The sequence below is a fragment of the Pseudomonas sp. AE27 genome (assembly GCF_037113495.1).
Lineage (GTDB): Bacteria > Pseudomonadota > Gammaproteobacteria > Pseudomonadales > Pseudomonadaceae > Aquipseudomonas > Aquipseudomonas palmensis.
This window is the reverse complement of sequence record NZ_CP146966.1, coordinates 4,385,176-4,397,990: the sequence shown is the minus strand read 5'-3', so window position 1 is coordinate 4,397,990 and position 12,815 is coordinate 4,385,176. Positions and strand designations below refer to the sequence as shown.

The 12,815-nt window shown below is 66.0% G+C and carries 14 protein-coding genes and 1 pseudogene; 3 read left to right on the top strand and 12 right to left on the bottom strand.

Features of this window, described 5'->3' with window-relative positions; genetic code table 11:
* Positions 1-93 precede the first annotated feature (93 nt).
* From V9K84_RS20135 to ubiE, 11 genes and pseudogenes are all read right to left on the bottom strand, one after another.
* Positions 94-2,010, bottom strand: a pseudogene (locus V9K84_RS20135) (methyl-accepting chemotaxis protein).
* A gap of 176 nt (positions 2,011-2,186) precedes the next feature.
* A complete protein-coding gene (locus tag V9K84_RS20130) occupies positions 2,187-4,103 on the bottom strand; it encodes a methyl-accepting chemotaxis protein (RefSeq protein ID WP_088514681.1) in 1,917 nt (638 codons plus the stop codon).
* Positions 4,104-4,242: 139 nt separating this feature from the next.
* Positions 4,243-4,950, bottom strand: a complete 708-nt coding sequence (locus tag V9K84_RS20125) for a 16S rRNA (uracil(1498)-N(3))-methyltransferase (protein ID WP_088514682.1) — start codon at positions 4,948-4,950, stop codon at positions 4,243-4,245.
* Positions 4,947-5,732 carry a twin-arginine translocase subunit TatC gene (gene tatC, locus V9K84_RS20120; RefSeq protein WP_043862165.1) on the bottom strand — a complete coding sequence of 262 codons (786 nt, stop codon included), beginning with the start codon at positions 5,730-5,732 and terminating at the stop codon, positions 4,947-4,949. Before tatC ends, V9K84_RS20125 begins: the two co-directional genes overlap by 4 nt.
* Positions 5,729-6,145, bottom strand: coding sequence for a Sec-independent protein translocase protein TatB (gene tatB, locus V9K84_RS20115; RefSeq protein WP_043862164.1), 417 nt, complete (start codon positions 6,143-6,145; stop codon positions 5,729-5,731). Before tatB ends, tatC begins: the two co-directional genes overlap by 4 nt.
* Before the next feature lie 4 nt (positions 6,146-6,149).
* Entirely contained in the window at positions 6,150-6,419 is a 270-nt protein-coding gene (locus tag V9K84_RS20110; RefSeq protein WP_043862163.1) for a twin-arginine translocase TatA/TatE family subunit, read from the bottom strand.
* A 23-nt stretch (positions 6,420-6,442) separates the two neighbouring features.
* Positions 6,443-6,778: a phosphoribosyl-ATP diphosphatase gene (locus V9K84_RS20105; protein ID WP_088514683.1), complete on the bottom strand. Its 336-nt coding sequence runs from the start codon at positions 6,776-6,778 to the stop codon at positions 6,443-6,445.
* Position 6,779: 1 nt separating this feature from the next.
* Complete coding sequence (hisI, locus tag V9K84_RS20100) at positions 6,780-7,172, bottom strand: phosphoribosyl-AMP cyclohydrolase (protein WP_043862161.1); 393 nt, start codon at positions 7,170-7,172, stop codon at positions 6,780-6,782.
* A gap of 72 nt (positions 7,173-7,244) precedes the next feature.
* A complete protein-coding gene (ubiB, locus tag V9K84_RS20095; protein WP_043862160.1) occupies positions 7,245-8,849 on the bottom strand; it encodes a ubiquinone biosynthesis regulatory protein kinase UbiB in 1,605 nt (534 codons plus the stop codon).
* Positions 8,846-9,469 (bottom strand): SCP2 sterol-binding domain-containing protein, encoded by a 624-nt coding sequence (locus V9K84_RS20090; RefSeq protein WP_088514684.1) that lies wholly within the window; start codon positions 9,467-9,469, stop codon positions 8,846-8,848. The genes ubiB and V9K84_RS20090 overlap by 4 nt, the downstream gene beginning before the upstream one ends.
* On the bottom strand, positions 9,469-10,239 hold the full coding sequence (ubiE, locus tag V9K84_RS20085; RefSeq protein WP_043862158.1) for a bifunctional demethylmenaquinone methyltransferase/2-methoxy-6-polyprenyl-1,4-benzoquinol methylase UbiE: 771 nt from the start codon (positions 10,237-10,239) through the stop codon (positions 9,469-9,471). The genes V9K84_RS20090 and ubiE overlap by 1 nt, the downstream gene beginning before the upstream one ends.
* Positions 10,240-10,364: 125 nt before the next feature.
* On the opposite strand from ubiE, the gene V9K84_RS20080 reads away from it, so the two are divergent.
* From V9K84_RS20080 to V9K84_RS20070, 3 genes are all read left to right on the top strand, one after another.
* Positions 10,365-10,640, top strand: a complete 276-nt coding sequence (locus V9K84_RS20080) for a polyhydroxyalkanoic acid system family protein (RefSeq protein ID WP_043862157.1) — start codon at positions 10,365-10,367, stop codon at positions 10,638-10,640.
* Positions 10,641-10,839: 199 nt separating this feature from the next.
* On the top strand, positions 10,840-11,262 hold the full coding sequence (locus tag V9K84_RS20075) for a phasin family protein (RefSeq protein WP_043862156.1): 423 nt from the start codon (positions 10,840-10,842) through the stop codon (positions 11,260-11,262).
* Positions 11,263-11,272: 10 nt separating this feature from the next.
* On the top strand, positions 11,273-12,058 hold the full coding sequence (locus V9K84_RS20070; protein WP_088514685.1) for a phasin family protein: 786 nt from the start codon (positions 11,273-11,275) through the stop codon (positions 12,056-12,058).
* 142 nt (positions 12,059-12,200) lie between these two features.
* Here the strand turns inward: V9K84_RS20070 and V9K84_RS20065 are convergent, their stop codons facing one another.
* Entirely contained in the window at positions 12,201-12,815 is a 615-nt protein-coding gene (locus V9K84_RS20065; protein WP_043862154.1) for a TetR/AcrR family transcriptional regulator, read from the bottom strand.

Here is a 12,815-nt window from a genome sequence, read left to right as displayed (position 1 = left end):
GGCGCAGCTACCTGTGCTCATCGGCCACTGGAGGCCAAGCTGGACCTGCAAATGCTGTAGGAAAATTCCCATCTTGCAGGCGGAAAATTCCACCTAGAGCTGGAAGCGCCCGACCAGCGCCTGCAATTGAACCCCCAGGCGTGCCAGCTCGATGCTGGAGGCCGCGGTCTCTTCGCTGGCGGCGCTGGTCTGGTCGGACACGTCGCGCACGTTGATCACGCTGCGGTTGATTTCCTCGGCCACTGCACTTTGCTGTTCGGCCGCGGCCGCAATCTGCTGGTTCATCGCCTGGATCGACGACACCGTGGTACTGATGGTGGCCAGCGAGGTGCCGGCGCGTCGGGTCAGCTCGACGCTGCTCAGGGTCAGCTCGCGGCTGTTGTCCAGAATCCCGGCGACCTCGGAGGTGCCGCGGTGCAGGCCGGCGATCAGGCCTTCGATCTCTTCGGTGGATTGCTGGGTGCGTCGGGCCAGGCCGCGTACCTCGTCGGCGACCACGGCGAAGCCGCGCCCGGCCTCGCCGGCGCGGGCGGCCTCGATGGCCGCGTTGAGCGCCAGCAGGTTGGTCTGCTGGGCTACCGACTTGATCACGTCGAGCACGCTGCCGATCTTGTCGCTTTCGGCCTTGAGCTGGGCCATGGCTTCGCCGGAGTGGTCGACCGCCGCCGCCAGGCGCTCGATCTCGTCGATGGCCTCGCTGACCACCCGATCGCCTTCGCCGGCCTGCTGGTCGGCCAGGGTGGCGGCCTCGCTGGCCTGCTCGGCATTGCGCGCCACATCCTGCACGGTAGCGGCCATTTCATGCATGGCAGTGGCCACCTGGTCGGTTTCGACCTTCTGCGTGCTGACCCCGCTGCTGGTCTGCTCGGTCACGGCCGAGAGCTGCTCGGCGGCGCTGGCGATCTGGGTCACGCCCTCGCCGATGCCACCGACCAGCTCGCGCAGGCTCACGGTCATGCGCTGCATCGCACGCTGCAGCTCGCCCAGCTCGTCGCGTCGCTCGGCCACCAGGGTCTGGCTCAGGTCGCCGCCGGCCACCCGTTCGACCAGGCGCAGGGTCTGCTGCAGGGGCGTGGTGATCTGGCGGGTGATCACCCACGCGGCCGCGATGCCCAGCAGCAGCGCAACGGCGATCGCCAGGCCCAGGTTGTAGCGTGCCTGCAGGGCCTGCTGGTCGACCAGCTCGGTCTGCGACTGGGTCAGCTCGTCGCTCACCGCCAGCAGGCTGTCGCCCAGCTGTGCCAGGTGCTGCAGGGCCGAGTCGCTGGCGCTGCGCGCCGCGCTGAAGTCGAGCACGGCAGCGCGGTAGTCGGCCAGTGCCCCCGCGGCGGCACGCAAGGTGTCGCGATAGGTGCTCGGTAGCCTGTCGGGCAGTGCGTCAAGCTGGCTGGCCGCCTGGTCGATGGCGGCCAGTGCCGGTGCCTCGAATTCGGCGCGGCCGCTGTAGGTGTAGCCGCGCAGGTGAAAGCGGGCCTGCTGGATCTGCTAGTCCACCGTCACCAGGCTGGCGTAGGCGCTGAAGTCGGCACGCTCGCGCAGGGCCTGGCCGACTGGCGCCAGCAGCACCACCGCGCGTTCGGCGCTGCTGCCCAGGGCGTCGCGTGCCTGCTGGCGCGCCTGCACCGTGGTCTGCAGCTCGGCGAAGGTGCGCCGGTACTGGTCGAGGGTGTTTTCCTGGCGTTGTACCCGGGCAAGGTTGGCCGGCACGTTGAGGCGCCGCTGCAGGTAGGCCAGGCGCTCGGCCACGTCGTCCAGCTCCTTGTCCATCTGCTGGCCGACGGCAGGCTCAAGGTTGCGCTCGTAGACCAGCCGCTGGTTGCGCACATCCTGGATCTCCTTGTTCACCGCCCCGATGTCGGTGAGCTTGTCGCTGCGGTCGGCAAGGTCTTCCAGGGTGGTCCAGCCGATCAGGGCGATGCCCAGCGTCAGCAACAGAACCAGGGCAAAGCCCAGGGCCAGTTTCAGTTGAATGCTCAGGTTGCCCAGCATCCGATTCATCGTCACAAGCATGGTGGCTCTCCAGGTACGAGGTTCAGACGCACCCGTGGGTGCGCCAATGCGAACGCATCGGCTGGAGCGCCAAGGTCTGGACCTGCAAACGCTGTAGGACTTTTCGCTATTTGTTCGACGGCCACAGGGGGCCGGACACCGGCAGCGATCAACGCCGCTGCCGGCAGGGCGGGGGGTTACAGGCTGAAGCGGGCGACCAGGGTCTGCAGGTGGGTGCCCAGGCGCGCCAGCTCGACGCTGGAGGCGGCGGTCTCTTCGCTGGCGGCGCTGGTCTGGTCGGACACATCGCGCACCGTCATCACGCTGCGGTTGATCTCTTCGGCCACTGCGCTCTGCTGCTCGGCAGCGGCGGCGATCTGCTGGTTCATGGCCTGGATCGAGGACACGGTGCGGGTAATGGTTTCCAGCGAGGTGCCGGCGCGGCGGGTCAGCTCGACGCTGCTGCCGGTCAGGCTACGGCTGTTGTCCATCACCGTGGCGACCTGCTGGGTGCCGTTCTGCAGGCCGGCGATCAGCTCCTCGATCTCTTCGGTCGATTGCTGTGTGCGCTGGGCCAGGCTGCGCACTTCATCGGCAACCACCGCGAAACCGCGCCCGGCCTCACCGGCACGAGCGGCCTCGATGGCGGCGTTGAGGGCCAGCAGGTTGGTCTGCTGGGCCACCGACTTGATCACGTCGAGCACGCTGCCGATCTTGGCGCTTTCGGCCTTGAGCTGACCCATGGCTTCGCTGGAGTGTTCCACCTCGGCGGCCAGGCGCTCGATCTGGTCGATGGCCTCGCCCACCACGCGGTCGCCTTCGCGGGCCTGCTGGTCGGCCATCTGCGCCGCCTCCGAGGCCTCTTCGGCGTTGCGCGCCACTTCCTGCACCGTGGCGGCCATCTCGTTCATGGCAGTGGCCACCTGGTCGGTCTCGACCTTTTGATTGTTGACCCCGGCGCTGGTCTGCTCGGTGACGGCCGAGAGCTGCTCGGCGGCGCTGGCGATCTGGGTGACACCATCGCCGATACCGCCGATCAGCTGGCGCAGGTTCACGGTCATGCGCTGCATGCTGTGCTGCAACTGGCCGAGTTCGTCGCTGCGCTCCACGCGCAGGTCGTGGCGCAGGTCGCCGCTGGCGATGCGGTCCACGGCGCCGAGGGTGTGGCGCAGGGGTACGACGATCTGGCGGGTGATGGCCCACGAGGCGAGGATGCCGAAGAACAGCGCCAGCGCCGTGGCCAGGGCCAGCATCGACTGGGCGTGCTGCGATTCGTCGTCGCGCAGCTGGGTGAGGCTGCGGCTCATCTGCTGGCTCAGGTCGATCAGCAGCGTGCCCTGTTCGGCCATGTGCTGCAGGGCCGCGTCATTGGCGGCCTGGGACTGGCTGAACTGCTCCACCGCGTTGCGGTAGGTGGCCAGCGCCTGGGTGGCGGCGGCCAGGGCATCGGCATGCTCGGCCGGCACCTTGGCCGGCAGGCTGCGGATGACGCTCAGGGCCTGGTCGATGGCCTGCAGGGCGGTCTGCTGCAGTTCGGCCTGCCCGCTGAAGATGTAGCCACGCACGTGGAAGCGGGCCTGCAGCATCAGCGCCTTGGCCTGCACGGCGCTGTTGAAGGTCTGGATATCGCCGCCTTGCAGCAGCCCGCGCTCTACCTGATCCAGCGATGCGGCGGTCTTTTCCGCGCTGCTGCTCATGGTCGCACGGCTGGCCTCGCGGGCCTGGGCCGCCTGCTTGAGGTCGGCAAAGGCGCGCTGGTACTGGGCAACCGCCTCGTTCTGGCGTTGCAGGCGGTCGCCGTTTTCGCTGGGCGGTATGTGCTGTTCCACGTTCTTGAGCTGGCGATCCAGCTCTACCAGGGCGTTCTCTACCGTGTCGGCGCTGGCGGCATCGCGTTTGTGCTCATAGGTCTGGCGGGCGATGCGCAGGTCCTGGGTGATCTGGTGAATCCGGGAAATCTCGCCCAGGGTGTCGCCGCGCTGGGTGACACCGTTGAGCCCCTGCCAGCCGGTGAGTGCGATCAGCAGGGTCAGCAGCAACACGGTGCCGAAGCCGATGCCGAGTTTGAGCGTGACGCTAAAATTGCCCAGATGGTGGGCGAACCAACGGTACATGGGGTGACTCCATTGCGGTCAGGCGGGGGCGGATGCGTGGTCTGTGGCCAATGCATCGGCCTGGGGTCACAAAACTGAAGGTGTGTATGAAAGGCGTCGCCGGCAAGGCCGGCTCCTACGCACAGCAGCGGACGCGGTGCTAGAACAACCGCGCCAGCAGGGCGGTGACCGCCGTCTCCACGCGCAGGATGCGCTCGCCCAGCTGTACCGGGTTCAGCCCGGCCTTGCCCAGCAGCTCGACCTCATACGGGATCCAGCCACCTTCCGGGCCGATCGCCAGGGTCACCGGCTCGGTCAATGCGCGCGGGCAGGGCGGGTGGTTGCCAGGGTGGCCGACCAGGCCCAGGGTACCCTCGGCAATCGCTGGCAGGCGATCTTCGACGAAGGGCTTGAAGCGCTTCTCGATCACCACCTCGGGCAGCACGGTGTCGCGCGCCTGCTCCAGGCCCAGCACCAGTTGCTCGCGTATCGCCGCAGGCTCCAGGAAGGGGGTTTGCCAGAAGCTCTTCTCGACCCGGTAACTGTTGACCAGGATGAGCTTGCCCACGCCCATGGTGGCCACGGTCTGGAACACCCGGCGCAGCATCTTCGGGCGCGGCAGGGCCAGCACCAGGGTCAGCGGCAGCTTGGCCGGCGGCGGCTGGGTGAACTCGACCGACAGTTCGGCTTCATGGCCCTCCAGGCGCAGCACCACGGCCTGCCCCATCAGCCCCCCCAGGCGTCCCACGCGCAGGGTGTCGCCCACCGCCACGCGGTGGATCTCCTGCATGTGGGTAAAGCGCCGGTCGCCCAGCACCACACGGTCGGCCGCGACGAAGTTGGCCTCCTCGAGCAGCAGCAGGTTCACGGCTGGGTGGCTGGCGGCTGGTCGTCAGGCTCATCGGCCTGCACCGGGGCACTGCGCTTGCGGATGAGCCCGCCGAACAGCACGCCGACTTCGAACAGCAACCACATCGGCACGGCCAGCAGGGTCTGCGAGAAGATGTCCGGCGGGGTCAGCACCATGCCGACCACGAAGCAGCCGATGATGACGTAGGGGCGGATCTTCTTCAGGTACTTCACGTCGACCACGCCGATCCACACCAGCAGGATCACCGCCACCGGGATCTCGAAGGCCACGCCGAAGGCGAAGAACAGGGTCATGACGAAGTCGAGGTAGCTGGCGATGTCGGTCATCATCGACACGCCTTCGGGCGTGGCGCTGGCGAAGAAACCGAAGATCAGCGGGAATACCAGGAAGTACGCGAAGGCCATGCCGGCATAGAACAGGAAGATGCTCGACACCAGCAACGGCACTGCGATGCGTTTTTCATGGCGGTACAGGCCGGGGGCGATGAACCCCCAGATCTGGTGCAGGATCACCGGGATCGCCAGGAACAGCGAGACGATCATGGTCAGCTTGAATGGCGTGAGGAACGGCGAGGCCACGTCGGTGGCGATCATCGTGGCGTTGGCCGGCAGGTGGGCGCGCAACGGTGCCGAGACCAGGGTGTAGATCTGCTGGGCGAAGGCGAACAGGCCGGCGAAGATCACGAAGATGACCGCGACGCAGCGCAACAGGCGCGTGCGCAGCTCGGTAAGGTGCGAGACCAGCGGCATCGGCTGGTCGTTTTCCGGGATTTCGCTCATGGGGCTCGCGGCGGCTGTGTCGGTTCGGTGGGCGGTGCTGCTTCGACGGCAGGTGCAGGTGCAGGTGTCGGTGCAGTCACAGGTTCTGGTGCAGGCGCCGGCGCAGCCTCGGTGGCGGTGGCGGCTGGCTCCGCGCCGGGGGTGTGCGCCGGATCGGGCTGAACCGATTGCGGGTTGAGGATGCGCCGGGCTTCCTGCTCCATGGAGAGGATGTGCTCGTTGTGCAGCTGGCGCCGGATATCGTCGGCACCGATCTCGCGCTCCACCTCGTTCTTGATCGCGTTGAAGCTGCGTTTCAGTCGGCCGATCCATAGCCCGGCGGTACGTGCAGCGCCCGGCAGGCGCTCGGGGCCGAGCACCAGCAAGGCCACCAGGCCCACAAGCAACAACTCACTGAAGCTGATCCCGAACATGTGTTCACTCTTTCCTGGTCGGCTCTTCGACCTTGTGCGCCTGGCCATCGAAGGTCTGCGGCTGGTTCAGCGGTGCAGCGGCGGGCGGCGGGGTCGGCTGGGCAGGCTGTACGGTGGGCTGCTCCGGCTTGTCTTCCTCTTCGTTCATGGCCTTCTTGAAGCCCTTGATCGATTCGCCCAGGTCGCTGCCCAGGTTTTTCAGTTTCTTGGTACCGAACACCAGTACAACCACCACCAGCAGGACGATCCAGTGTTTCCAGTCAAAAATACCCATGGTGCAATCCTCGATTGAATTCGTTAGGCCGACGGCTGGCGGGCGGCCTTCTCGTCGTGCCCGGACAGGCCGAAGCGGCGGTCCAGTTCGTCCAGCACGGCCTGCGGGTGCTGGCCCAGGGCGGCGAGCATGACCATGCTATGGAACCACAGGTCGGCGGTCTCGTAGATGACATCGCTGCATTCGCCAGTGACGGCGGCGTCCTTGGCAGCGATGATGGTCTCGACCGATTCCTCGCCGACCTTTTCCAGGATCTTGTTCAGGCCCTTGTGGTACAGGCTGGCCACGTACGAGGTGTCGGGGGCCGCGCCCTTGCGCGATTCGAGCACTTCGGCCAGGCGGATCAGGGTGTCGCTCATGTCAGTGTCCTGCGCTGTAGATGGCATGCGGGTCTTTGAGTACCGGGTCGACGGTCTTCCACGCGCCGTTCTCGTACACGCGGTAGAAGCAGCTTTCACGGCCGGTATGGCAGGCGATGTGGCCCAGTTGCTCGACCATCAGGATGATCACGTCGGCGTCGCAGTCCAGGCGCATTTCATGCAGCTTCTGCACGTGGCCGGACTCTTCGCCCTTGCGCCACAGTTTGCCACGCGAACGCGACCAGTAGATGGCACGCTGCTCGGCGGCAGTCAGGCTCAGGGCCTCGCGGTTCATCCAGGCCATCATCAGCACGCGCCCGGTCTTGTGGTCCTGGGCGATCGCCGGTACCAGGCCATCGCTGTTCCAGTTGATCTCGTCCAGCCAGTCTTTCATGTTCGACTCCAAAATAGGCCACGGTCCCGCACCGATGCCACCTGCTAGTGTGCCAGCCACGCAGCAGGCTGGCTATCGGCGCACGATCAGGTAAAGGCCCCCGGCCAGCATCAGCCAGGCCGGCCAGGCTGCCGGGGCGCTGAGGCTCACGGCGCCTGCGGCGAGGGTTGCGCCGCCCGCCAGCAGGCCGGCACCGAGCAGGCGCAGGGCCCAGCGATCGCGCTGCTGCCAGGGTGGCGGCGGGTCGTTCAGGTGCGGTTGCGACATGCGTTCGAGCAGGTCGCGGGTCATGCCGGCCAAGTGCGGCAGTTGCTCGACCTGGCTGTGCAGATTCTGCAGCACGTTTTTCGGGCTGACCCGCTCGCGCATCCAGCGCTCCAGAAACGGCTGGGCGGTGCTCCACAGGTCCAGGTCAGGGTACAGCTGACGGCCCAGGCCTTCGATGTTGAGCAGGGTCTTCTGCAGCAGCACCAGTTGCGGCTGCACTTCCATGTTGAAGCGCCGCGCGGTCTGGAACAGGCGCATCAGCACCTGGCCGAAGGAAATATCCTTTAACGGTTTTTCGAAGATCGGCTCGCACACGGTGCGGATCGCCGCCTCGAATTCGTTGAGCTTGGTCTGCGCCGGTACCCAGCCCGAGTCGATGTGCAACTGGGCCACGCGACGGTAGTCACGCTTGAAGAAGGCGAACAGGTTGCGTGCCAGGTAGTCCTGGTCCTCGGGGGTGAGGCTGCCCACGATGCCGCAGTCGATCGCGATGTACTGCGGGCTCCACGGCTTGACGGTGCTGACGAAGATGTTGCCCGGGTGCATGTCGGCGTGGAAGAAGCTGTCGCGAAACACCTGGGTGAAGAAGATCTCGACGCCGCGCTCGGCCAGCAGCTTCATGTCGGTGCGCTGGTCGGCCAGGGTGGCAAGGTCAGTGACCTGCACGCCATAGATTCGCTCCATCACCAGCACCTTGGGCCGGCACAGGTCCCAGTACACCTGGGGCACGTACATCATCTCCGAGCCTTCGAAGTTGCGTCGCAGCTGGCTGGCGTTGGCCGCCTCGCGCAGCAGGTCGAGCTCGTCGTAGATGGTCTTCTCGTAATCGTTGACCACCTCTACCGGGTGCAGCAGGCGGGCATCGGCCGACACCCGCTCGGCGCCGCGGGCGATCAGGAACAGCCAGGCCAGGTCCTGCGCGATGATCGGCTTGAGGCCTGGGCGCACCACCTTGACCACCACCTCCTCGCCGCTCTTGAGGCGCGCCGCGTGCACCTGGGCCACCGAGGCCGAGGCCAGCGGTTCGACGTCGAAGCGGCTGAAGATCTCGCCCACCTTGGCGCCGAGCTGCGATTCGATCAGCGCCACGGCCTTTTGCGGGTCGAAGGGCGGCACGCGGTCCTGCAACAGCATCAGCTCGTCGGCGATGTCGGCGGGCAGCAGGTCGCGGCGGGTGGAGAGCAACTGGCCGAACTTGATGAAGATCGGGCCCAGGTCCTGCAGCGCCAGGCGCAGGCGCGCGCCACGGCTCAGGGGCGACGGCTTGCGCGGCAGCCAGCGCCAGGGCATGGCGAAGCGCAGGGTCATCAGCCACCAGGGCAGGGGCAGGTCGAACAGCAGGTCATCGAGACGGTAGCGGATCACGACGCGCTGGATGCGCAACAGACGGCGGACGGCAAGCAGCTTCATGCGTTATCGCTGGATTCAAGGGATCGGGCAAGGCGCGCAATGCGTGCCTCGAGGCGTTCTACATCGATTTTCAGGGCATCGAGCTCGGCGAAGCGCGCTTCGGCCTCGCGCTGGCCGACCAGGGTGCGGGCCTCTTCGGCCAGGTATTGGCCAAGGTTCTGGTTGAGGCTGGCCAGGCCCTGGCGGGTCCAGCGCGCGCGGCTGCGCAGGTGGCCGCCGATCAGCTGGGTGGCGACCGGGCCGAGCCAGCGCGAGAGTTCGTACTCCCAGTCCAGCTCCAGGTCCTGCAGCACGCCGACCAGGTCGAGCAGCACCGCGCTGTCGCCTTCGAGTTCCACCTGCGGGCTGTGCAGCACCGCCGGCTTGTCCTGGCTCAGGGCCAGTTGCAGTAGGCTGCTGGCCGGTGCACGCAGGGTGCAGTCGGCCTCGGTTTCCCAGTGGCTGGCGAGCATCAGGCCTTCATCGCCGGGCAGGATGTACAACTGCAGCGCCGGCTGGCGGCAGTCGATGGCAATGATCTTGCCCTCGAGCGCAGCCAGGCGCGGCAGCGCAGTGCTGTCCATGCGCAACACACGGTTGAGACCGTGTTCGACGCTGGCGAGCAGCCCGGCCAGCAACATCAGGGTTTGATACCGCGGTGCAGGGCCACGATACCGCTGGTCATGTTGTGGTAGGTGACGCGGTCGAAACCGGCGTCGACCATCATGGCCTTGAGGGTTTCCTGGTCGGGGTGCATGCGGATCGATTCGGCGAGGTAGCGGTAGCTGTCCGCGTCGTTGGTGATCAGCTTGCCGGCCAGCGGCATGAAGGCGAACGAGTAGGCATCGTAGACCTTGGACATCAGCTTGTTGGTCGGCTTGGAGAACTCCAGCACCAGCAGGCGGCCGCCCGGCTTGAGCACGCGCAGCATCGAGCGGATCGCGTCGTCCTTGTGGGTCACGTTGCGCAGGCCGAAGGCGATGGTCACGCAGTCGAAATGGTTGTCGGGGAAGGGCAGCTTCTCGGCGTCGGCCTGGACGAACTCGATGTTGCCGGCCACGCCCTTGTCGAGCAGGCGGTCACGACCGACCTTGAGCATCGAGGCGTTGATGTCGGCCAGTACCACCTGGCCGGTGGGGCCGACCAGCTGCGAGAACTTGCGCGCCAGGTCGCCGGTGCCGCCGGCGATGTCGAGCACGCGGTTGCCAGGGCGCACGCCCGACAGCTCGATGGTGAAGCGCTTCCACAGGCGGTGCATGCCGCCGGAGAGCACATCGTTCATCAGGTCGTACTTGGCGGCCACCGAGTGAAAGACTTCGGCGACTTTCTCGGCCTTCTGGCTTTCGGGGACATCCTTGTAGCCGAAGTGGGTGGTGGGTTCGGCGTGTTCGCCTTTGCGCTGGTCGTTCATATCGCTTCACCGGAAAAAATTACTGGCCATTCTAGGGCGTGCGGCTGCATTTGTCTTGGCGGGGTGTGTCGCAGGCGGAGGCAGGGGCATAATGGGAGTATGCCCTTCTAGCCAGGATTGATTGAATGACCCAGATCAGCGTCGAACGCAAACACAGCCTGGGGCGCGCAGCGGCCCGGGAAAAGGCCGAAGCCCTGGTGGACAAGCTGACCCGCGAGTACGACCTCAAGGCGCAGTGGAACGGTGACCGGGTAGAGGTCAGGCGCAGCGGTGCCAATGGCAGCATCGATATCGGCGACGACAGCATCCGGGTGGAGTTGAAGCTCGGGATGATGCTGTCGATGATGGGCGGCACGATCAAGGCCGAGATCGAGCGGGCCCTGGACAAGGCCCTGGCCTGAAACCGCTGTAGCGGGTCAAGCGGCTTCCGCAGGTTCACTGCAGGCCCTGTGGGCGCGGGCTTGATCCGCGACAGGGGCCTTCGCTGCACAGCAAATCCTGCCCTTAGGGTGAGGATTCTAATTTTTCCCCCTACCTTTGTGCCCAAGCCCAACTTTCACGGGCGTAACTCCATTTCCGTTCAAGCGTGAGGTGCAGAGCATGGCCAAAGTGACCCTGAAGAAAATCGACGACGCCCCGGGCAAGGCCCTGGGCGAGGTGCGCGGCTACGCGCGCAAGATCTGGCTGGCAGGCCTGGGGGCCTACACCCGGGTCGGGCAGGAGGGCGCCGAGTACCTCAAGGAGCTGGTCAAGGCCGGCGAAACCGTGGAGAAAAAAGGCAAGAAACGCCTCGACCACGAACTCGATGCCGCCAACAGCGAGATCCAGTCCGCCAGGCAGGAACTGGGCAGCGTGAAGGGCAAGGTCGAAGTTCAGCTGGATAAAATCGAAAAGGCTTTCGACACACGGGTCGCCAGCGCCTTGAATCGCATCGGCATTCCGTCTAAACATGACGTGGAGGCACTTTCTGCCAAGCTCGAAGAGCTGACGCTGTTGCTCGATCGTGTCGCACGCAAACAATAAGGAGAGCGGGATGGCTGGCAAAAAGACAACTGAGAAAGAGAGCAGCTCCTGGGTCGGGGGGATCGAAAAGTATTCCCGCAAGATCTGGCTGGCTGGTTTGGGTATCTACTCCAAGATCGATCAGGACGGCAGCAAGCTTTTCGAAACCCTGGTCAAGGACGGTGAGAAAGCTGAAAAGCAGGCCAAGGGCAGCGTCAACTCGGCCAAGGCCAGTGCCAAGTCTGCGACCTCGCGCGTAGGCGACGTGAAAGACCGCGCACTGGGCAAGTGGAGCGAACTCGAAGAGGCTTTCGACAAGCGCCTGAACAGTGCCATCTCGCGCCTGGGCGTGCCCAGCCGCAATGAGGTCAAGGCACTGCACCAGCAGGTCGACACCCTGACCAAGCAGATCGAGAAACTGACCGGTGCCTCGGTCAAGTCGGTCTCGGCCAAGGCGCCGGCCAAGCCACTGGCCAAGGCAGCACCGAAAGCGGCGGCCAAGCCTGCGGCCAAAACTGCGGCGGCCAAACCGGCAGCGGCCAAGCCAGCAGCCAAGCCGGCCGCGGCGAAAACCGCAGCCGCCAAGCCTGCAGCGAAAGCGGCGGCCAAATCTGCCGCAAAACCTGCCGCCAAGCCGGCAGCAGCGAAAAAGCCAGCGGTGAAGAAAGCCCCGGCCAAGCCTGCTGCAGCCAAGCCCGCAGCGGCCAAACCGGCAGCGCCAAGTGCCAGTGCGGCACCGGCGCCAAGCCCGGCGGCCACTGCGGCGCCAGCCGCGTCGGCAGCACCAGCACCTTCGAGCCCGGCCAGCCAGGCCTGACTCGAGGCAGCTGTACAGAAAACGCCCGGCCTGTGTGCCGGGCGTTTTTATGTGGGGTGCCTGTGCTGGCCTCATCGCCGGCAAGGCCGGCTCCTACAGGTAGCGCGCCGTCTGTAGGAGCCGGCCTTGCCGGCGAAGCTCTTCAGCCTTCCAGGTACCTCAAGGCCAGTTGCTCCGCCGCCAGGCGTGACTCCACCTCCAGGTGCGGCGCCACCAGCATCATCACCTGGTACACCACGATCCCGACCTCGCCCTCGCGCGCCAGAATCCGCTGGTAGTCCAGCGAGAACAGCAAGGTCATGCTGATCTGCTCCACCAGTTGCCCCAGTGCGCGGGTATCGCTGGTCACCTGCCCATGCGCCTTGAGGCTCGCCAGCAATGCCGCCAGCGTGCGCTTGAGCGCATTGAGCAGGGTGCGCATGCCCCGCGCCAGCTTGGGCAGGCGCCCGGTAAGGTTGGACAGGTCCTGGAACAGAAAGCGGTACTGCGCCATGCGCTCCACGATCAGGTGCAGGAACAGCCAGTAGTCCTCGGCATCCAGGCGCACCTCCAGGGGCGGGTCGAGCAGGGGCGTCAGCTCCTCCTCGAAACGCTCGAACAGGCCCAGCACCAGCGGCTCCTTGCCGTGGAAGTGGTAGTACAGGTTGCCCGGGCTGATGCCCATCTCGTTGGCGATTTCCAGCGTCGAGACATTCGGCTCGCCCTGACGATTGAACAGGTGCAGGGCGCACTCCAGGATACGGTCGCGGGTCTTCAT

Coding starts and splice junctions, on each gene's coding strand:
- ubiE (WP_043862158.1), bottom strand. CDS start 10,239: ATGAACGACCAGCGCAAAGGCGAACACGCCGAACCCACCACCCACTTC.
- V9K84_RS20075 (WP_043862156.1), top strand. CDS start 10,840: ATGGCCAAAGTGACCCTGAAGAAAATCGACGACGCCCCGGGCAAGGCC.
- tatB (WP_043862164.1), bottom strand. CDS start 6,145: ATGTTCGGGATCAGCTTCAGTGAGTTGTTGCTTGTGGGCCTGGTGGCC.
- V9K84_RS20065 (WP_043862154.1), bottom strand. CDS start 12,815: ATGAAGACCCGCGACCGTATCCTGGAGTGCGCCCTGCACCTGTTCAAT.
- V9K84_RS20105 (WP_088514683.1), bottom strand. CDS start 6,778: ATGAGCGACACCCTGATCCGCCTGGCCGAAGTGCTCGAATCGCGCAAG.
- V9K84_RS20130 (WP_088514681.1), bottom strand. CDS start 4,103: ATGTACCGTTGGTTCGCCCACCATCTGGGCAATTTTAGCGTCACGCTC.
- tatC (WP_043862165.1), bottom strand. CDS start 5,732: ATGAGCGAAATCCCGGAAAACGACCAGCCGATGCCGCTGGTCTCGCAC.
- V9K84_RS20080 (WP_043862157.1), top strand. CDS start 10,365: ATGACCCAGATCAGCGTCGAACGCAAACACAGCCTGGGGCGCGCAGCG.
- V9K84_RS20110 (WP_043862163.1), bottom strand. CDS start 6,419: ATGGGTATTTTTGACTGGAAACACTGGATCGTCCTGCTGGTGGTGGTT.
- ubiB (WP_043862160.1), bottom strand. CDS start 8,849: ATGAAGCTGCTTGCCGTCCGCCGTCTGTTGCGCATCCAGCGCGTCGTG.
- hisI (WP_043862161.1), bottom strand. CDS start 7,172: ATGAAAGACTGGCTGGACGAGATCAACTGGAACAGCGATGGCCTGGTA.
- V9K84_RS20090 (WP_088514684.1), bottom strand. CDS start 9,469: ATGTTGCTGGCCGGGCTGCTCGCCAGCGTCGAACACGGTCTCAACCGT.
- V9K84_RS20070 (WP_088514685.1), top strand. CDS start 11,273: ATGGCTGGCAAAAAGACAACTGAGAAAGAGAGCAGCTCCTGGGTCGGG.